The 19,045-nt window shown below is 72.6% G+C and carries 14 protein-coding genes and 1 pseudogene; 1 reads left to right on the top strand and 14 read right to left on the bottom strand.

Features of this window, described 5'->3' with window-relative positions; translation table 11 throughout:
• Positions 1-127: 127 nt before the first annotated feature.
• From topA to bldG, 7 genes are all read right to left on the bottom strand, one after another.
• Positions 128-2,959, bottom strand: a complete 2,832-nt coding sequence (gene topA / locus ACIRPP_RS22535) for a type I DNA topoisomerase (RefSeq protein ID WP_403645672.1) — start codon at positions 2,957-2,959, stop codon at positions 128-130.
• A gap of 244 nt (positions 2,960-3,203) precedes the next feature.
• Positions 3,204-3,401, bottom strand: a complete 198-nt coding sequence (locus ACIRPP_RS22530; protein WP_164333969.1) for a hypothetical protein — start codon at positions 3,399-3,401, stop codon at positions 3,204-3,206.
• A 322-nt stretch (positions 3,402-3,723) separates the two neighbouring features.
• Entirely contained in the window at positions 3,724-5,244 is a 1,521-nt protein-coding gene (locus ACIRPP_RS22525) for a methyltransferase (protein ID WP_403645669.1), read from the bottom strand.
• Between the two features lie 78 nt (positions 5,245-5,322).
• On the bottom strand, positions 5,323-5,907 hold the full coding sequence (locus ACIRPP_RS22520; RefSeq protein ID WP_403645666.1) for a small secreted protein: 585 nt from the start codon (positions 5,905-5,907) through the stop codon (positions 5,323-5,325).
• Positions 5,908-6,135: 228 nt separating this feature from the next.
• Positions 6,136-8,541 carry a sodium-translocating pyrophosphatase gene (locus ACIRPP_RS22515; protein WP_403645663.1) on the bottom strand — a complete coding sequence of 802 codons (2,406 nt, stop codon included), beginning with the start codon at positions 8,539-8,541 and terminating at the stop codon, positions 6,136-6,138.
• Between the two features lie 332 nt (positions 8,542-8,873).
• Positions 8,874-9,311, bottom strand: a complete 438-nt coding sequence (locus tag ACIRPP_RS22510; RefSeq protein ID WP_403645660.1) for an ATP-binding protein — start codon at positions 9,309-9,311, stop codon at positions 8,874-8,876.
• Positions 9,312-9,418: 107 nt separating this feature from the next.
• Positions 9,419-9,760 (bottom strand): anti-sigma factor antagonist BldG, encoded by a 342-nt coding sequence (gene bldG / locus ACIRPP_RS22505; RefSeq protein WP_003991900.1) that lies wholly within the window; start codon positions 9,758-9,760, stop codon positions 9,419-9,421.
• Positions 9,761-9,839: 79 nt separating this feature from the next.
• On the opposite strand from bldG, the gene ACIRPP_RS22500 reads away from it, so the two are divergent.
• On the top strand, positions 9,840-12,548 hold the full coding sequence (locus tag ACIRPP_RS22500) for a DEAD/DEAH box helicase (protein WP_403645657.1): 2,709 nt from the start codon (positions 9,840-9,842) through the stop codon (positions 12,546-12,548).
• A 40-nt stretch (positions 12,549-12,588) separates the two neighbouring features.
• Here the strand turns inward: ACIRPP_RS22500 and ACIRPP_RS22495 are convergent.
• The 7 genes and pseudogenes from ACIRPP_RS22495 to ssd all read right to left on the bottom strand — a co-directional run.
• Positions 12,589-12,813: pseudogene (locus tag ACIRPP_RS22495) on the bottom strand (Rv3654c family TadE-like protein); the annotation flags it as partial.
• 148 nt (positions 12,814-12,961) lie between these two features.
• Positions 12,962-13,345 carry a TadE family type IV pilus minor pilin gene (locus ACIRPP_RS22490; protein ID WP_403645654.1) on the bottom strand — a complete coding sequence of 128 codons (384 nt, stop codon included), beginning with the start codon at positions 13,343-13,345 and terminating at the stop codon, positions 12,962-12,964.
• Positions 13,332-13,541, bottom strand: a complete 210-nt coding sequence (locus ACIRPP_RS22485; RefSeq protein WP_403645651.1) for a DUF4244 domain-containing protein — start codon at positions 13,539-13,541, stop codon at positions 13,332-13,334. Before ACIRPP_RS22485 ends, ACIRPP_RS22490 begins: the two co-directional genes overlap by 14 nt.
• A 181-nt stretch (positions 13,542-13,722) precedes the next feature.
• Positions 13,723-14,511: a type II secretion system F family protein gene (locus ACIRPP_RS22480; RefSeq protein WP_403645648.1), complete on the bottom strand. Its 789-nt coding sequence runs from the start codon at positions 14,509-14,511 to the stop codon at positions 13,723-13,725.
• Entirely contained in the window at positions 14,508-15,383 is an 876-nt protein-coding gene (locus tag ACIRPP_RS22475; protein WP_403645645.1) for a type II secretion system F family protein, read from the bottom strand. The genes ACIRPP_RS22480 and ACIRPP_RS22475 overlap by 4 nt, the downstream gene beginning before the upstream one ends.
• 203 nt (positions 15,384-15,586) lie before the next feature.
• Positions 15,587-16,750, bottom strand: a complete 1,164-nt coding sequence (locus ACIRPP_RS22470) for a TadA family conjugal transfer-associated ATPase (protein ID WP_403645642.1) — start codon at positions 16,748-16,750, stop codon at positions 15,587-15,589.
• 710 nt (positions 16,751-17,460) lie between these two features.
• Entirely contained in the window at positions 17,461-18,570 is a 1,110-nt protein-coding gene (ssd, locus tag ACIRPP_RS22465) for a septum site-determining protein Ssd (protein ID WP_403645639.1), read from the bottom strand.
• Positions 18,571-19,045: the final 475 nt, after the last annotated feature.

Genomic DNA, 19,045 nt, shown 5'->3' with positions numbered 1-19,045 from the left:
CGGGAGGGTGCCGAGCGGGTCCCACGGACCCCGGGCTCCTGCCGCGCGGGAGGGTGCCAAGCGGGCACGGGGCCCCTGGAGCCGGGATCCTCCCGCGTGGGAGGGCCGCCCCGGCCGGGTCCCTCGCTCAGTCCTCCGTCGTCGTCTTCTCCGCCGCAGTCTTGGCGGCCGTCTTCTTCGCGGTCGTCTTCTTGGCGGCGGCGGTGGTCTTCTTCGCCGCGGTCTTCTTGGCGGCCGTCGCCTTCTTCGCCGGCGCCTTCTTGGCCGCCGTCTTCTTCGTGGTCTTCTTCGCCGCCTTCTTGGCGGGGCCCTTGGCCCGCTTCTCGGCGAGCAGTTCGTACCCGCGCTCGGGGGTGATGTCCTCGACGCTGTCGCCGGAACGGAGGGTCGCGTTGGTCTCCCCGTCGGTGACGTACGGACCGAACCGGCCGTCCTTGACCACGACCGGCTTCTCGCTGACGGGGTCGGTGCCCAGTTCCTTCAGCGGCGGCTTGGCGGCCGCCCGGCCACGCTGCTTGGGCTGGGCGTAGATCGCCAGCGCCTCCTCCAGCGTGATCGTGAACAGCTGCTCCTCGGACTGGAGCGACCGGGAGTCCGTGCCCTTCTTCAGGTAGGGCCCGTAGCGGCCGTTCTGGGCCGTGATCTCCTGGCCCTCGGGGTCCGTGCCGACCACGCGCGGCAGCGACATCAGCTTCAGGGCGTCGTCGAGGGTCACCGTGTCCAGCGACATCGACTTGAAGAGCGACGCCGTACGCGGCTTGACGGCGTTCTTGCCCGTCTTCGGGGTGCCCTCGGGGAGGACCTCCGTGACGTACGGGCCGTAGCGGCCGTCCTTGGCGACGATCGTGTGACCGGTCGCCGGGTCGGTGCCCAGCTCGAAGTCGCCGCTCGGCTTGGCGAGCAGTTCCTCGGCGAACTCGACGGTCAGCTCGTCGGGCGCCAGGTCGGCCGGGATGTCGGCACGCTGGTGCTGCTCGCTGTCCTTCTCCCCGCGCTCGATGTACGGGCCGTAGCGTCCGACCCGGAGCACGATGCCGTTGCCCACCGGGAACGACGACACCTCGCGGGCGTCGATCGCGCCCAGGTCCGTCACCAGTTCCTTGAGGCCGCCGAGGTGGTCGCCGTCACCGTTGCCGGCGTCGGCGGCACCGCCCTCGCCGCTGCCCTCACCGAAGTAGAACCGCTTCAGCCACGGCACGGCCTGCGCCTCACCGCGGGCGATGCGGTCGAGGTCGTCCTCCATGCGAGCGGTGAAGTCGTAGTCGACGAGCCGGCCGAAGTGCTTCTCCAGCAGGTTGACCACCGCGAAGGACAGGAAGGACGGCACGAGCGCCGTGCCCTTCTTGAACACGTAGCCGCGGTCGAGGATCGTGCCGATGATCGACGCGTACGTCGACGGGCGGCCGATCTCCCGCTCCTCCAGCTCCTTGACCAGCGACGCCTCGGTGTAGCGGGCCGGGGGCTTGGTGGCGTGGCCGTCGACCGTGATCTCCTCGGCGGTGAGGGCGTCGCCCTCACCCACCTGGGGCAGACGACGCTCGCGGTCGTCCAGCTCGGCGTTCGGGTCGTCCGCGCCCTCGACGTACGCCTTGAGGAAGCCGTGGAACGTGATCGTCTTGCCGGAGGCGCTGAACTCGGCGTCCCGGCCGTCGGCCGCCGTGCCGCCGATCTTCACGGTGACGGAGTTGCCCGTCGCGTCCTTCATCTGCGAGGCGACGGTCCGCTTCCAGATCAGCTCGTAGAGCCGGAACTGGTCGCCGGTCAGGCCGGTCTCGGCGGGCGTACGGAAACGGTCGCCCGATGGGCGGATCGCCTCGTGCGCCTCCTGCGCGTTCTTGACCTTGCCCGCGTAGGTACGCGGCTGCGGCGGCAGGTAGTCGGCACCGTACAGCTGCGTGACCTGGGCGCGGGCGGCGGCGACCGCCGTCTCGCTCAGCGTCGTCGAGTCCGTACGCATGTAGGTGATGTAGCCGTTCTCGTACAGCTTCTGCGCGATCTGCATGGTGGCCTTCGCGCCGAAGCCCAGCTTGCGGCTCGCCTCCTGCTGCAGCGTCGTCGTACGGAACGGGGCGTACGGCGAGCGGCGGTACGGCTTGGACTCGACGGAGCGCACGGCGAACCGCGTGTTCTCCAGGGCGGCGGCCAGCGCGCGGGCGTCCGCCTCGTCGAGGTGGAGGGTGTTGCCGCTCTTGAGCTGTCCCAGCGAGTCGAAGTCGCGGCCCTGCGCGACGCGCCTGCCGTCGACGCTCTGCAGCCGCGCGACCAGGGAGGACGGGTCGGAGGCGTCTCCCGCGCGGCCCGTCGAGAAGGTGCCCGTCAGGTCCCAGTACTCGGCGGAACGGAACGCGATGCGCTCGCGTTCCCGCTCCACCACGAGCCGGGTGGCGACGGACTGCACACGGCCGGCGGACAGCCGGGGCATGACCTTCTTCCACAGGACCGGCGAGACCTCGTAGCCGTACAGGCGGTCGAGGATGCGGCGGGTCTCCTGCGCGTCGACCAGGCGCTGGTTCAGCTGGCGCGGGTTGGCCACGGCGGCCCGGATCGCGTCCTTGGTGATCTCGTGGAACACCATGCGCTTGACCGGGATCTTCGGCTTGAGCACTTCCTGCAGATGCCAGGCGATGGCCTCGCCCTCGCGGTCCTCATCGGTGGCGAGGAAGAGCTCGTCGGACTCCTTCAGCAGGTCCTTCAGCTTCTTGACCTGCGCACGCTTGTCCGCGTTGACCACATAGATCGGCTGGAAGTCGTGTTCGACGTCCACACCGAGGCGGCGCACCTCACCGGTGTACTTCTCGGGCACCTCGGCAGCGCCGTTGGGAAGGTCGCGGATGTGCCCGACGCTCGCCTCGACGGTGTAGCCAGGGCCGAGATAGCTCTTGATCGTCTTCGCCTTGGCAGGCGACTCGACGATGACGAGTCGGCGGCCGCCGTTCGCGGTCTCGCTGGTCGGGGACAACTTCGCTCTTCTCTCCGGTCGACGCTCAGCCTCCCCAGGCGGTCTCCCGGGGTTTCTGGTCATGGTGACGCTGCGGAGTGTGACGGTACATCCCGCCCCCGTGTCAAACGGGAAAAGCCCGCAACGGCCACTCGAACGGTAACCCGACTACCACCGTTCCTGCCGCCCGGACCGTCGAGAGGCCGCCCGGCCATATGCGGAGCGCAACATACCGGTTACTCCGGGCGGCGGCTGATTCCGGCTCTCAGAGGCGGGTGAGACACCACGTGCCGAGGGCCAGGCAGACCACCGCGACCAGACCGGCGACGGGCACCGACGCGAGCGGACTCGCCCCCTCGGCCACCGGCCGGTGCTGCCGCGCGCGGGTCGCTGTCCACACCAGCAGCGCGGCTCCGAACAGGCAGAACACCAGTCCCGCGAAGATCGCCGGTCCGCTCTCCATGATTCCCCGAGTCCCTCGTCCGCGGCCGCCGATGCCGGCCCCGCGAGGAGGCTGACACGCACGGGCGGCGGGCAGGCGAACCCGGGGTGAACGACGGACCGAGGGGAGGGAACGCCGACGGGCCCGGGGCGGATTTCGATCGGTCGGCCATGAAAAAGGACAACCACTGTGCCGCGCCCCACAGCGGTCCCACGGGCCTCGCCGCCGACAGCGATCCACAGGGATCCCACGGGCCTCACCGCCCACAGCGACCCCACGCACCTCGCCGGCCCCGGGGAGCACAGAGCCCACGGGGCCCAGTCCGACGGGCCGGCCCCCGGGCCTACCCCACCGGCTCCAGGAACCCCTGCTCCACCAGCAGCCGGATCTGGGCCGGTGTGCGGTCCCTCAGGACGACCGGGTCCTCGCCCAGGAGCTGGGCGATGGCGTCCAGGATGCGGCCCGCGCTCATGCTGCCGTCGCAGACGCCGGCGAAGCCCGCGCCGATCGTGTCCACCCGGGTGGCGCGGCGCATCCCGCGGTTCTGGCGCAGCACGACATGCTCCGGGTCCTCGGCGCCGGGCAGGCCCACCTGCTCCTGCACCACCTCGTCGGCCAGCCGGAAGCGGGCCTCGAGCAGCGCCGCGTCGTCGTGCGAGCGCAGGTAACCGAGCCGGTCGAAATGGGCCCGGACCGTGTCGCCGAGCGGTTGTTCCACCGGGTGCGGCCACTCCTCCACAGTGACCGAGGGCACCGCGGAACCCGACCTGCGCAGGGTGATCCAGCCGAAGCCGACGGCCTTCGCCTTGCGCGCCTCGAACTCGTCCAGCCACGCGTCGTACCGCGCCCGGTACTCCGCCGTGTCACCCCGGTGGTCGCCCGCGTCCCGCAGCCACAGCTCCGCGTACTGGGTGACGTCCTGCACCTCGCGCTGCACGATCCAGGCGTCGCACCCGCGGGGCACCCATGACCTGAGCCGGTCCTGCCAGTCCTCCCCCTCGACGTGCTGCCAGTTGGCGAGGAACTGCGCGAACCCGCCCTCGTTCAGCCGTTCCCCCGACTGTTGAACGAGCGTGCGGCACAGATCGTCCCCGCCCATCCCGCCGTCCCGGTAGGTCAGCCGGGCGCCCGGGGAGATCACGAACGGCGGGTTGGAGACGATCAGGTCGAACGTCTCGTCGTCGCGGACCGGTGTGAACAGCGAGCCCTCCCGCAGGTCGGCGGCGGGCGCCCCGGACAGGGCCAGGGTGAGAGCGGTGATGTGCAGCGCGCGCGGATTGACGTCGGTGGCCGTCACGCGCGTGGCGTGCCGGGCCGTGTGCAGGGCCTGGATGCCCGACCCGGTGCCGATGTCCAGCGCGGAGGCGACGGGCGTACGGACGGTGATGCCGGCCAGCGTCGTCGACGCCCCGCCGACGCCGAGGACGACTCCCTCGGCGGTGCTGCCGATGCCGCCGGCGCCGCCGACCGCGCACCCCAGGTCGGACACGATGAACCAGTCCTCGCCGTCCGGTCCGCCGTACGGCCGGACGTCCACGGTGGCGGCGACCTCACCGGCGTCCGTGCGCCGTAGCCAGCCGCTCTCCAGGCACACGTCGACGGGCAGCACCGCTGCCGCGCGTGTGTGCGGCACGGTCTGCTGGAGCAGGAACAGCCGGACGAGCGTCTCCAGCGGCGTGTCCCCGCGGGTCGCCCGCAGCGCGGGCACGGTCTCGCTGCGGGCCAGCGCGGCGTACGCGGGGGCGCCGAGCAGGTCGAGCAGGCCGTCCGCGGTGAAGGAGGCGCCGAGAAGGGCGTCCCGCAGCCGCGCGGCGGCGTCGGGTCGGTCGGACGAGGGCAGGGGCGGCAGGCCGGCGTTACTCACGCCCCCATTGTGGCCGCCGCCCCCGTCATGTCACCGCCGCCCTGCCTCAGCGCGCCACGGCGGGGCGCACGGTGCGGGTCAGCTCCCGCTCGCCGGAGCGGTGGCCGTCTTGCAGCTGGCCTGGCGGGACATGGCCTCGCCGACCTCGCCCTCCTCCAGCGTCCTCAGGGCGTCGTTGCCGCTCTTGCTGAGCTTGTCCAGTTCGGTGGCGATGTCCTTCAGTCCGTCGGCGAACTTCGCCTGGTCGTCGGTGTCGAGACCGTCGACCTGCTTCTTCAGGGCGCTGTAGGACGTGGAGATGCCGTTGAGTTCCTTGACCGCGTCCTGCTGCTTCTTCTCGCCGTTCTCGACGTCGGGCGCCCCGGCCTTGTTCACTGCGGCGCCGATGGCCTTGTAGGCGTCGGACATGTCCTGGAACGCCTTGGAGTCGGTCTTCTGGACCTCTTCCGGCGTGCTGTTGTCCGAGGTCTCCTTCTGGATCGCGGCGTTGGCGGCCTCGATCTTCTTGGCCTGCGGCTGTACGGCGTCGCAGACCTCCTTCGCCCAGGCGTCCAGCTTCTCGTTGCCGTCGTCGCTGCTGCATCCCGTCAGCGCCAGTACCAGTACCGCACCGCCGGACAGTGCGGCCGCGAGCTTCTTGTTCACCGGTTTGGTCCCTTCCATGGCTCTCGGCCCCGGAACATACACGCCATATGGACGGCACCCACCCGGCGAACATCCGATACGACACTTTTGAAGCCGTTTGCACCAAGCGAGAGAAGGCTCACGAACCGGGCGCGCCGCGCACGGCACGGGCGGGCGGCGCGCCAACGCACGCCGCCCGCCCGCACCTTGAGCCGAGACCCGGCCGAGGCCCCTGCGGGACCGCGGCAGGACCGACCGACCCGGGCCCTACGAAACCACCGCGGGATCCGCCGACTTGGGCTCCGGTTCGGAGCCGTCGCCGTCGTCCACGGCGATACCGCGCCGCTTCGACACGTAGACCGCTCCGACGATCACGGCCGCCGCCAGGACCGCGATCAACACCCGTACGCCGACGCTCCGGTCGGCGCCGTAGGAGAACTTGATGACCGCGGGCGCGATGAGCAGCGCGACGAGGTTCATCACCTTCAGCAGGGGGTTGATCGCGGGACCCGCGGTGTCCTTGAAGGGGTCGCCGACGGTGTCGCCGATGACCGTGGCCTCGTGCGCCTCGCTGCCCTTGCCGCCGTGGTGGCCGTCCTCGACGAGTTTCTTCGCGTTGTCCCACGCGCCACCGGAGTTGGCGAGGAACACCGCCATCAGCGTGCCCGTGCCGATGGCGCCGGCGAGGAAGGCTCCGAGCGCCCCCACGCCGAGGGTGAATCCGACGAGGATGGGTGCCATCACGGCGAGCAGCCCGGGCGTGGCCAGTTCCCGCAGGGCGTCCTTGGTGCAGATGTCGACGACCTTGCCGTACTCCGGTTTCTCGCTGTAGTCCATGATCCCGGGCTTCTCGCGGAACTGCCGCCGCACCTCGAAGACCACCGCACCCGCCGACCGCGACACCGCGTTGATCGCCAGTCCGGAGAAGAGGAAGACGACGGCCGCGCCCACGATCAGGCCGACGAGGTTGTTGGGTTGCGAGATGTCCATCATCAGCGTCATCGGCGCGCCCTCACCGCTGAGTCTCTCGCCCACGTCGCGGGCGCCGGTGGTGATGGCGTCCCGGTACGAGCCGAACAGCGCCGCCGCCGCGAGCACGGCCGTGGCGATGGCGATGCCCTTGGTGATGGCCTTGGTGGTGTTGCCGACCGCGTCCAGGTCGGTGAGGACCTGGGCGCCGGCACCCTGGACGTCACCGGACATCTCGGCGATGCCCTGGGCGTTGTCCGAGACCGGACCGAAGGTGTCCATCGCGACGATCACACCGACCGTGGTGAGCAGGCCGGTGCCGGCCAGTGCCACCGCGAACAGCGCCAGCATGATCGACGTGCCGCCCAGCAGGAACGCCCCGTACACGCCGAGACCGATCAGCAGACCGGTGTAGACGGCGGACTCCAGGCCGAGGGAGATGCCGGCGAGCACGACGGTGGCCGGACCGGTGAGGGAGGTCTTGCCGATGTCCCGCACGGGCCGCCGGGTGGTCTCGGTGAAGTACCCGGTGAGCTGCTGGATCAGGGCGGCGAGCACGATGCCGATCGCCACCGCGACCAGGGCGAGCACCCGCGGATCGCCGTCCTTGGCCTGGATCGCGGCGTCGGTGACGCCGTCGAGGTCGGCGTACGAGGACGGGAGGTAGGTGAACACCGCCACCGCGACGAGGACGAGGGAGATCACCGCGGAGATGAAGAACCCGCGGTTGATCGCGCTCATGCCGCTGCGGTCCGAGCGCCGGGGAGCCACCGCGAACACGCCGATCATCGCGGTGAGCACGCCGATCGCCGGCACCATGAGGGGGAAGGCGAGCCCGGCGTCACCGAACGCGGCCGAGCCGAGGATCAGCGCGGCGACGAGGGTGACGGCGTAGGACTCGAAGAGGTCGGCCGCCATGCCCGCGCAGTCGCCGACGTTGTCGCCCACGTTGTCGGCGATGGTCGCGGCATTGCGCGGATCGTCCTCCGGAATGCCCTGTTCGACCTTGCCGACCAGGTCGGCGCCGACGTCGGCGGCCTTGGTGAAGATGCCACCGCCCACCCGCATGAACATGGCGATGAGGGCGGCACCGAGGCCGAATCCCTCGAGCACCTTCGGCGCGTCGGCCGCGTACACCAGCACCACGCAGGACGCGCCCAGCAGGCCGAGTCCGACGGTGAACATGCCGACGACGCCACCCGTACGGAAAGCGATCTTCATCGCTTTGTGGGAGACGGCAGTGAGATCCTTTTCCGGCTCGCCCTCCGCCGGTGTCGCCTCGCGGGCCGCCGCGGCGACCCGCACATTGCTGCGCACGGCGAGCCACATGCCGATGTATCCGGTGGCCGCCGAGAACGCCGCTCCGATCAAGAAGAACACCGATCGTCCGGCACGCTGATTCCAGTCGTCCGCGGGCAGCAGCATGAGCAGGAAGAACACGACGACGGCGAATACGCCGAGCGTGCGCAGTTGCCGGCCCAGATAGGCGTTGGCGCCCTCCTGGACCGCTGCCGCGATCTTCTTCATGCTGTCGGTGCCCTCGCCGGCCGCGAGTACCTGGCGCACCAGGACGCCCGCGACCACGAGGGCCGCCAGGGCCACGAGGCCGATGACGACCACGAGCACGCGGTTGTCGTCGGTCAGTACGGCGGCCGCGAGGGAAGTGGGTTGGCCCGACTGATGTGAGATGGAAAGCCCCGCCATTCGTCCTCCTTGACGCTTGGGCTGAGCTCAAGATGTGGACGGGATTCTAGGTACCGGAACCTGATCAAAACAGAGCGCGTTAAATGTAAATGGCCTGTGCGCACTCTTCACCAAATGATCGCCGGGCGGCCAGGGACCCGAAATCGGTAATGCCTTCGGGGCATTCTCTAGATCGCTTTTGCATTTACCCTGATCAGCCGCCGGTCGTGAAATTATTCACGCGATCAACAGCACAGGGACCACTGTAGGCGCGGCTGCCCGCACCCGCACACGCCGAAGGGCCCCACGAGGGGGCCCTTCAGGAAAACAGTCGCCCGTACGGGTGACGGGGGTCAGCCGAGGTAGGCGGTCGGCGGCGTGGTGGGCCACCTCATGCGGATCGACCCTCCGTGCTCCCCGGCGCTGACCTCGACGTCGTCGACGAGGCCGCTGATGACCGCGAGGCCCATCTGGTCCTCCTCGGCGTCCACGCCCGTATCGCCGTCTCCGGCGCCGGACGCCCGCTCACCCGGAGCGGCATGGGGGATCTCGTCGCCGACCTCGATGGAGAACTGCTTCTCCTCCTCGATCAGCAGCACCTTCACGGGGGCGGTGACGCCCCCGCTCTGGTGCAGTCCGACAGCCCGTGAGCACGCCTCACCGACGGCGAGACGCACCTCGTCGAGGACCGCCTCGTCCACTCCGGCCCTGCGCGCCACCGCCGCCGCCACGAGCCGGGCGGTCCTGACGTGCTCGGGCAGCGCGCTGAAGCGGAGCTCAACGGTGGCCATGCATCCCCCTCGCAACTGGGCGTGCGGTGGAGAGGCCGGGCCGCCGAAGAGCCCGGTCCTCCTCGAACTTCTCTCCTGCCGCCCGGGCACGGAACCCGGGACGACGGTCAGTCGGTCGCCGCCACCGCTTCCTCGACCGAGGTGTGGATGGGGAACACCTTGGTGAGGCCGGTAATGCGGAAGATCTTGAGAATGCGCTCCTGGTTGCAGACCAGGCGCAGCGAGCCCTCATGGGCACGCACACGCTTCAGGCCGCCGACCAGCACGCCGAGTCCGGTGGAGTCGAGGAAGTCCACACCTTCCATGTCGACGACAAGGTGGAAACTGCCGTCGTTCACCAGCTCGACCAGCTGCTCGCGCAGCTTTGGCGCGGTATATACGTCGATTTCGCCACCGACCCTGACGATCGTGCGATCGCCCATGGTCTCGGTCGACAGGGACAGGTCCACGGATCCTCCAGCACCTAGCTATCGAGCGGTCGCCCTTGGGGCATCTCGGCTCAGCCCCCGGGACGGTTCGCCAGCCGCGATGGCATTCAATCACTTACCGGCAGGCGTGCACGACGCCTTGGCCCCATTGTCCGTCACGCCAGTGACACACTCGGTGCCGATGGCCAAGAATCACCGATCCGATCGACCCCTTGCGGACACCGCCTCCCGGCCCGCGCCGGACGCGGTCCTGGACCGGCTCGCGTCCGGTCCGAGCCGGGCTTCGCGCATTACTCATACGGAGCACTTGCCCCCGCGTGAGGGTCGCCATGCCGTCTGGCCGGACCGGATCCGCGCGGAGGTCGTCGCCGCCGTGCAGGCGGCGGGCATCGAGCATCCCTGGTCCCACCAGGCACGGGCCGCCGAGCACGCCCTGGACGGCGAGTCGGTCGTCGTCGCCACCGGCACGGCCTCCGGCAAGTCGCTGGCCTACCTCACGCCCGTCCTGTCGACCCTGCTGGGCGGCTCGGAGGCCCCGAACGGGCGCGGCGCGACCGCCCTCTACCTGGCGCCCACGAAGGCCCTCGCCGCCGACCAGTGCCGGGCCGTGAAGGAACTTTCACATCCTCTGGGCCATTCGGTGCGTGCCGCGGTCCACGACGGCGACACGCCGTTCGAGGAACGCGAGTGGATCCGCCAGTACGCGAACTACGTCCTGACCAACCCGGACATGCTGCATCGCAGCATCCTGCCGTCCCACGCCCGCTGGGCCTCCTTCCTGAAGGCGCTGAAGTACGTCGTCATCGACGAGTGCCACACCTACCGGGGCGTCTTCGGATCACACGTGGCCCAGGTACTGCGCCGGCTGCGCCGCCTGTGCGCGCGCTACGGCGCCGCACCGGTGTTCCTGCTCGCCTCGGCGACCGCCGCCGAGCCCGCGGTCGCGGCAGGCCGCCTCACCGGCCTGCCGGTGGTCGAGGTCGCCGACGACGCTTCACCGCGCGGTGAACTGGTGTTCGCGCTCTGGGAACCCCCGCTGACCGAGCTGCACGGCGAGAAGGGCGCCCCCGTCCGCCGTACGGCCACCGCCGAGGCCGCCGACCTGCTGACCGACCTCACGGTACAGGGCATCCGCTCGGTCACCTTCGTGCGCTCCCGCCGGGGCGCCGAGCTGATCTCCGTGATCGCCCAGGAGCGCCTCGCCGAGGTCGACCGCTCCCTGACCCGGCGGGTGGCCGCCTACCGGGGCGGCTACCTCCCGGAGGAACGCCGCGCCCTGGAGCGCGCCCTGCACTCGGGCGAGCTGCTCGGTCTCGCCGCGACCAACGCCCTGGAACTCGGCGTCGACATCTCCGGCCTGGACGCCGTGGTGATCGCCGGCTATCCCGGCACCCGGGCGTCCCTGTGGCAGCAGGCGGGACGCGCGGGACGGTCCGGACAGGGGGCGCTCGCCGTCCTGGTCGCCCGCGACGACCCCCTGGACACCTTCCTCGTGCACCATCCGGAGGCCCTGTTCGACCAGCCGGTGGAGTCCACCGTCCTCGACCCGGACAACCCCTACGTGCTCGCCCCGCACCTGTGCGCGGCGGCCGAGGAACTGCCCCTGACCGATGAGGACGTCGAGCTGTTCGGTCCGGCCACGGCGGAACTACTGCCGCAGCTGGAGGCCGCGAAACTGCTCCGCCGCCGGACCCGGGCCTGGCACTGGACCCGACGGGAGCGGGCAGCCGACCTGACCGACATCCGGGGAGCGGGCGGCCGGCCGGTCCAGGTCGTCGAGGCGGGCACGGGCCGCCTGCTCGGCACGGTCGACGCGGGCGCCGCACACACCACCGTGCACGAGGGCGCGGTCCACCTGCACCAGGGCCGGACGTATCTGGTGCGTTCCCTGGACCTGGAGGACTCCGTCGCCCTGGTGGAGCAGGCGAGCCCGCCGTACACGACGGTCGCGCGGGACACGACGTCCATCTCCGTCCTGGAGACCGACACCGAGATCCCGTGGGGCGACGGCCGCCTCTGCTTCGGCTCGGTCGAGGTCACCAACCAAGTGGTCTCCTTCCTGCGTCGGCGTGTCATGACCGGGGAGGTGCTGGGCGAGACGAAGCTGGACCTTCCTCCCCGCACGCTGCGCACCCGCGCCGTGTGGTGGACGGTCACCGAGGACCAGCTGGACCGGGCCCGGATCAATCCGGAGATCCTCGGCGGCGCCCTGCACGCCGCCGAGCACGCCTCGATCGGCATGCTGCCGCTGTTCGCGACGTGCGACCGCTGGGACATCGGCGGTGTCTCGGTGCCGCTCCACCCGGACACGCTGCTGCCCACCGTCTTCGTCTACGACGGTCACCCGGGCGGCGCCGGCTTCGCCGAGCGAGCCTTCCACACCGCCCACTCCTGGCTCACGGCCACCCGTCAGGCCATCGCGTCCTGCGAATGCGACGCCGGGTGCCCCTCCTGCATCCAGTCCCCCAAGTGCGGCAACGGCAACGACCCCCTGCACAAGCGCGGTGCGGTACGGCTGCTCACGGTCCTCCTGGCGGAGGCGCCGCAGACGGCGGGGAAAGCACCGCAGACGGCGGAGGAGGCGCCGCAGACGGAGGAGAGGGCGCCGCAGGGATCACCGCAGACCGCGGAGGAGGCGCCGCAGACGGCGGGAGAAGCACCGCAGACGGAGGAGAGGGCGCCGCAGGGATCACCGCAGACCGCGGGGAGGGGGCCGTCGGAGGAAGCGGAGGGGGAGCGGGCCGATGCGCACGGCGTACCGGAGGGGCAGATGCCGCCGGGTCCCGGGGCGGCCCCGCCCGCGCCCTGACCTCCGCCGTGAAGGGACCGCGCTCCGAAGCCACCGAGACGTCGGCGATCTCGCCGTCGAGGACGCAGCGCACCAGCCGGGTGCCCTGGGCGCGCGCCACGTGGTCCGCGCGGGCGCAGGCCCGGGCACGGCCGTCCGTCCAGTGGTCGGCGGCGGCGAGGGCAGCGAGGTCGGCCCCGGCTGCCGCACGGTGCCGCACCGTGACGGCCTGCCCGAGGCCGAGGACGACACCGGCCACCACGCACAGCACGGCGATCCCTCCCATGCTCCACACGGTCGCGGAGCCCCGGTCCGACCACCGGCGCCCGTCCCGCGCGGCTGCCCTTCCGCTCCCTCCCCCACGCTCCGACGGCCGCCCTTCGTCCCGCGCCCACGATCCGCCGGGCTCGTCCCGCCGGCCGAGCCGCCGGGGCTCACCCCGCAGGCGTTCCCGCACGGCTCCTCCCCACCGTTTCCTCCACGGCCGCCACGGCCTCCTCCCTGATGTCGAAGGGCAGCCCGTGGAGCAGCGGCGGCCTGGCCACCACGACCACCCGGACCTGGCCCGTCCCCCGGCTGACCGCGACCTTCGCGCCGGAGGGTGCCGCCGCGCGGGCCACCTCGACGACCTTCCCGGGCGGATCCTCACGTGCGGCCGCCCGGGCACCCGTCCGGGCCGCGTCGACGCACTGGATCTGCGCCGCGACCACCAGCAGCGCCCACACCAGCGCCGTCACGAACAGCACCAGCACCGGCAGCACCACGGCCGCCTCGGCGGTCACGAAGCCCCGGTCCCTTCCCCGCTCACATGCGGCCATCGAGGGCCTGCTTCACGATCTTCGACAACGCCGCGGCGACCGGGCCACTCGTGACCACCTTGTAGAGCACCACGGCGAACGCCACCGCCGCCACGATGCCCATCGCGTATTCGGACGTCACCATTCCGGCGTCCTTGCGCGCCGCGCGGATCCTGCTCATCAGGGCGCGCAGCCGCGCCCTCACCACCTGATACATGTCAACCCCCGTAAGGAATCCGGCTCTTGGCCGTGTCTCGCTTTTCGGATGCCTTGCTCTGCTGATGTCTTGCTCTGCGGATGTCTTGCTCTGCTGATGTCGTGCTCTGCAGACGTCGTGCTCTGCTGATGTCGTGCTGTTCGGATGTCGTGCTGCTGTCGGTATGCGGTGTGCCGCGCCGCTACTCGCCACCTCCTCCCAGCACTCCGCCCGCGAGTCCGATGACCACGGGCAGGACCCCCACGGCCACGAACGCGGGCAGAAAGCACAGGCCGACCGGTGCCGTGACCAGGACGGCTGCCCGGCGCGCACGAGCCGTGCCGGCACGGACCCACTCCGCACGGGTCCCGGCGGCGATGCGGGCGACCGGCGCCGCCATCGGCAGTCCCGAGACGTCGGCGCGTTCCAGGAGCCGGGCCAGCGCTCCGGCGCCGGGCAGTGCGGCCAGCCGGTGCCAGGCCGCACCCGGTTCGCCGCCCAGCCGCAGCTCCGCAGCCCCGCGTGCCAGAGCGATCCCGACCGGCCCGCCCAAGGTCTCCCCGACCGCCTGCGCGGCCGTCACCGGTCCGGCGCCCGCCTCGATGCAGGCCGCCAGCAGGTCGGCGGCAAGGGGGAGTTGCCTGGCGGCGCCCGCTGCTTCACGCTCCTTCACGGGGTCCCGCGCGGCGGCCTGGCGCCGGTGCCACCACCAGAGGGCGCAGCCACCCGCCAGCCCGACGACCGCACCGGCGGGACCGCCCACCAGCACCCAGCCGACGGCCACGGCAGCCACGCAGAGCAGCCAGTCCGGCGCCGGCTCCGGCACCGTGAGCCGCCCGCGCCTCGGCGCCGGTTCCGCGGCCAGAACCCCGGGGAGGCGCCTGCGCACTTGGCGTTCGTTCCGGGCGTGCCCCAGCCACCGCGCCCAGCAGCCGACGACCGCCAGCACCCCCAGCGTCATCCCCAGCCTGTGGACGACGTCGCCGCTCACGCCGCCGCCTCCTCGGCTCCGCGCATGATCCGCAGCACCCACCACAGGCCGGCGCCCTCGAGAACCGCGCCCGCCGCCAGGCAGCCCAGCCCCGACGGGGTGTGCAGCAGGATGTGCAGCGGGTCGGCTCCGAGCGCGGCTCCCAGGCCCAGGCCGAGCACCGGAAGCCCGGCCAGCATCACGGCCGTGGCGCGGGCGCCTGCCAGCTGCGCCCGCAGGTCGGCACGCTGGTCCCGCTCGGTGCGCAAGGCCGCCTCCAGCCGGTCGAGGCCGGCCGCGAGCCCTGCTCCCTGGTCGACGGCCACCCGCCAGCACGCGGCCAGCCCGCCCAGCCCCTCGGCACCGGGACGGCCGGCGGCCACGGCGAGTGCGGCCGGCACGTCACCGCCGAAGCGGGCAGCCGCCAGTACCGCCGCGTGCGCCTCACCGAGCCCGCCCGAGTCCCGCGCCGCCCACAGCAGGGCCTCACCCGGTTGTCGCCCGGCGCGCACCTCCCCGGCGAGCGCCCCGCACAGCGCGATCACCGCGTCCCCCCGCCGTTCGCACTCCCGGCGCTCGGCCGCGGCCAGCCGCGCCCGGCGCAGCAGTGGCACCCCGACCGCCCCCGCAGCCACCGGGAGCACCGACGCACCCAGCACGGCCACCACCGCCCCGGCGGCCAGCGCCCACCACTCCGGCCGCAGTCGCCCGCGGATCCGCCGCCACTCGCGGACGGCGCGGGGCCAGCCCTCCGGGCCGCTGTCCACCGGTACCGCTCCGGCGGGCAGCAACCGCGCCCGCCCGGCCCGGCCCCGGCCCCGGCCCAGCAGCCACACCGCGGCACCCAGGCAGGCCGTGACCGCTCCCGCCGCCACTCCGGTCGTGCCGTACATTCCAGATCCTCCTCTCACCCGCCCGTGCTGCGCACAGGGGTTCTCGTGCACTACGTGGACTTCATGGGTTGCGTGGCCTTCGCGGTCTTCGTGGCCTTCGCCCTCGTGGACTCACCACTCCGCGGCTTCCGCTCCCTCGGGGCGCGACCCGCCCGGTGCCCCCGAACGGTTCGCAGGGGCGGGCGTCCGCCGCCGCACCGGCCTCACAGACCGACGTCGGCGTACGGGTTCCGGAGCAGCGCCCGCAGCCGCTCCCATCCCCGTTCCGGGATGAACGCCTCCGGTCCCCACCGCAGCGCCGGCACGGTCCGGACGAGCCCCGACGGGTCCCGCTCCAGCACGTGCACCTCCGCGATCCGCCGCCGTCCGGAGCGGTCACGCGCCAGGTGGAGCACCACGGACAGCGCGGCGGCGACCTGACTGTGCAGTGCGAGCCGGTCGAGCCCCGCCGCCGTGCCGAGGGCTTCCAGCCGGGCGGGCACGTCTGCCGCCGCGTTGGCGTGCACGGTGCCCGAGCCGTCGTGACCGGTGTTCAGGGCGGCCAGCAGATGGACCACTTCCGAGCCGCGGACCTCGCCCACGACCAGCCGGTCCGGCCGCATCCGCAGCGCCTGCCGCACCAGGTCCTCCAGAGTGACGAGGCCCGCCCCCTCCTGGTTGGCGGGCCGGGTCTCCAGACGGACGACGTGCGGATGGTCGGGCCGCAGTTCGGCCGAGTCCTCGGCCAGGACGAGCCGTTCGTCCGGCCCGGCCAACCCGAGCAGGGCGCTGAGCAGCGTCGTCTTTCCCGACCCCGTGCCGCCGCTGACCAGGAACGACAACCGCGCCTCCAGCAGCGCCCGCAGGATCCGGTCACCGCCGGGAGGGACCGTCCCGGCCGCCACCAGCTCGTCGAGCGTGAACGCACGGGGCCGCACCACCCGCAGGGACAGGCAGGCACAGCCGACCGCGACCGGCGGAAGAACGGCGTGCAGCCGCGTGCCGTCGGGCAGCCGGGCGTCAGTCCAGGGGCGGGCGTCGTCCAGGCGGCGGCCGGCCACGGCGGCGAGCCGTTGCGCCAGACGCCGTACGGCCGACGCGTCGGGGAAGCGGACGCCCGTGAGCTCCAGTCCCGCGCCGCGGTCCACCCAGACCCGGTCCGGTGCCGACACCAGCACGTCGGTCACGGACGGATCGGCGAGCAGCGGCTCCAGCGGGCCGCTTCCGATCAGCTCGGACCGCAACTGCTGTGCGGCCCAGAGCACTTCGGCATCCCCCAGCACCCGCCCCTGGTCCCTCAGTGCCTGTGCGACCCGCGCGGGGGTCGGTTCGGCACCGCTCTCGGCCAGCCGCCGCCGGACCCCGTCGAGCAGCCCGGGAGCCACCACGGTGTCACCGCCCTGCCCCTCGCCCGCCCCGCGTCCCGGCCTCTGCCCGCCATCGGACGGCCCGGAAGGCAGCGACGGCGCCACCGAGAACGGCGCCTTGGACAGCGGCAGAGGCCCGGACACCGGCGGACGCGGACGCGGGGACGAGGACGGGGACGAGGACGGGGACGGGGACGGGGATGGGGACGGGGATGGTGCCCGGGGCTGCGGTGGCCGCCCAGACCCGGACCACGCGGACCATGCGGACCAGAGCACTGCGGGCGCCTCTCCCCGCGTCTCGACGCCGAGTTCGCCGTCCTCCCTGGCCCCGCCGACCGGACCGGCCCCCGCCACGACGCCCCTTGTTCCGGCGTGCCTCGCCCCCACGCCCCTCACGTCGTCGTTCCGCGCCCCGCCGACCGGACCGGCCCCCACCACAGCGCTCCCTCCTCCGGCGCCCTCCTCCTCGACGTTCCGCACCCCGCCGGCCGGCCTCCCCACCGATGCCGCCCCGGCCCCCGGCCGCGCCCCCGCCCGCACCAGCACCCGAGCGCCACGCCCCACCACCACACCCGCCGGCCGTTCCCGGCTCGACACGGACGGCGGCCCGCTCGCAACCCCACCCTGGGCACGCGCTCCCCGCTCACCCACCTTCCGGCGGCCGCCCGCGCAGGCGTCCGGCCGCCCCATCCCGCTGTCCCCGGCCCCGGGCACCCCCTGATCCCCCGCCCTCATGCCGCCCTCGCCTCCACCAGCACGCGCTCCCAGAACTCCTTGCAGAAGCGGGCCAGCGGGCCTCGGGGCGACGCCCCGGGCGGCCGGCCCACGTCGAGACCACGCCGCAGGTCGGGGTCGACGGGCACGTCACCCGCGAGGGGCAGCCCGAGCAGCCGGGCCACTTCGCGGTCGTCGAGGCCGGGCGCGTACGGCCCCCGCACCGCCACGCGCAGGTCGCGCACCACCATGCCCACGGCGGAGGCGACCCGTCCGGCCGCGGCGACGGCGCGCAGCTCGCCGGGGACGACGAGAAGCCCGAGATCGATCTGGGCGAGGGCCTCGGCGACGCCGTCGTCGACACGGCGCGGCAGGTCGACGACCACCGTGCCCCCGCCGCGGCGGGCGGCGGCGAGCACCGCGCGGACGGCCTGCGGCGGTACGGCCACGCAGTCGCCGCGGTCCCAGCTGAGCACCCGCAGGGAGTGCATCTCCGGCAGCGACTCCTCCAGGGCGCCGCCACCGACCCGCCCGCGTGAGGCGGCGAACGCGGGCCAGCGCAGCCCCGCGGCCGACTCGCCGCCCAGGACGACGTCGAGCCCGCCGCCCAGCGGATCCGCGTCCACGAGCAGGGTGCGCAGCCCTTCCCGTGCGGACGTGACGGCGAGGGCGCACGCGAGGGTGGACGCCCCGGCCCCGCCCCGGCCGCCGATGACGCCCACGGTGAGTGCGGGCCGGCCGACGCCCTCGGCGACGTCGGCGATGCGGTCGACCAGCCACTGCTCCCCGTCGGGAAGCATCAGGACGTGGTCGGCGCCGATCTCGACGGCGCGTCGCCAGACGCCGGAGTCATCCTGGTCGCGGCCGACCAGCACCACCCCGCGGCGTCGTGCGGCACCGCGCACCCGTCGGGCGGCGTCGTCCCCGACGATGACCAGCGGAGCCGCTTCCCAGCTCCCCCTGCGTGCCGGCAGGCCGTGGTGGACCTCCGGTGTGGCGCCGGCAGCCGCGCACAGGCGCAGCAGGTCGTCCAGGAGGCCGGCGTCCTCGGTGACGATCAGCGGGCTGCCCTGCCGGTCTCCTCCGGCCTCGGGCGGCGGCGGGTCGTGTGCGACGGTTCCAGCCATGGTCTTCCCCCTTGCTCGACGGATCGCGCGGCGCTTCCGGCTGCGCGAAGTCCCAGTGTGTGAAGTGCCGGAAAGCGCCCTCTCATACGGAGATCCGACGGAAACCGGCCAAACGCGGCTCGACATACACATCCGGCCGTGAACTCGCCCGGGACGGCCGCGTCGGAATCACGATGCAGCGCTCCGGAAAATCGAGTGGATCTTGGTCGGAAACTGTGGACAAATCGGGGGCTGTGAATACAGCCGTCACCCATACCGGTGAGTTGGGCACACCTGCTGTGCGACTTCCGGAGAGCAGTCCGAGAACTACACAGCGTGATGGATCATAGGCATGACAAAGCGCCCCCGTGCCGCACGGCAGGCAGGAGCGCCGAGGTGCGGGGAGGGGGCGGAAAAGTATCCGGACATGCGACGACCCCCGCCGGGGGGGAGAGCGGGGGTCGTCCCCACGGCCGACTCGGGGGGGGGAGGAGTC

Origin of the sequence: Streptomyces sp. NPDC101219 (genome assembly GCF_044767675.1) — a bacterium.
GTDB lineage: Bacteria > Actinomycetota > Actinomycetes > Streptomycetales > Streptomycetaceae > Streptomyces.
Note: the sequence above shows the minus strand (reverse complement) of the source record. Positions and strands in the feature narration are given on the sequence as shown.